Annotated in this window: 1 protein-coding gene; it reads right to left on the bottom strand. The window is 34.9% G+C overall.

Annotated elements, in window-relative coordinates; all coding sequences use genetic code 11:
* Positions 1-869, bottom strand: an 869-nt coding sequence (locus EG57_RS0224860; RefSeq protein WP_032079763.1) for a glycine/betaine/sarcosine/D-proline family reductase selenoprotein B, incomplete at its 3' end; no start/stop codon positions are given.
* Positions 870-975: the final 106 nt, after the last annotated feature.

Here is a 975-nt window from a genome sequence, read left to right as displayed (position 1 = left end):
ACTATTACATTAGGATCTGCATCTGCTGCTGCAGGATCAAATCCTGCATGGATTGTCTTGAACACTCCACCTTCTAATCTGTCTAACTTTGACACATCATATCTTCCCCATCTTGTTGCTGAAGCAGATTGAATTCTATCAGGATTATCTACAGGAACTATACCTCCAGTTGTTACACAAGCTATAATTGCTTTACTTAAATCTTTAACAGCTGGTGCTATTGGAACTCTATCCATTTTAGGAATAGGTAGTTCTGTTTCAAACTTTTCACCATTTAGTTTCTTTATCATCATTTCTACTACTCTATCAGCAGCTGGTTTAGCTGATTCAAGCCAAACTTGATGTCTTTTGCCTCTTCCATAGTAGCCTTCTTCCTCTGCAGAAAGCAGTTTTTCGCCACTAAGTATTTTATTTCCAAAGTTAGCCATTGCCTTTACATCTTTTCTCATTCTTCCAGCATTATTTCCACCTATAAAGATATAAACATCTTTTTTGAACATCTCAACACCAGGATTTTCAATATGCATAGATGATATTACTGGTACATTAAATTTTTCTTTTACTGCTTTACATATAACTCCGCAAGCATTTCCATATCTACCTGCTTGAAATGCAGGTCCTGCAAAGAATATATCAAATTCTTTTCCCTCTAAAAATCCTAGTATTTTTTCTACTGCTTCTTTTTCATTAGATCCCATAAAGTTATCTCCACATATTATTGTGTGAGTTACTTCTGCATCCTTAAGCTGCTTATTTAATTCTAAAGCAGGTCCAACTAATCCCTCTTTTATTTCTGGTTGAAAATCTGCCTTATCTTCTCCACCTATTTGTCCAAAGAATTGATTTAAATATAAAATTGCTTTTTTCATTTAAGCTGCACCCCCTTAAAACTCTTTCATTGTTTTTGGTGACCAACCAACAGCCTGATCTCCACAGAACATTGCATTGTTTTCCATAATAATTGAACCATCTTCT

The organism is Clostridium drakei (assembly GCF_000633595.2).
Taxonomy (GTDB): Bacteria; Bacillota; Clostridia; order Clostridiales; family Clostridiaceae; genus Clostridium_AM; species Clostridium_AM drakei.
This window is presented reverse-complemented; position numbering and strand designations above follow the sequence as displayed.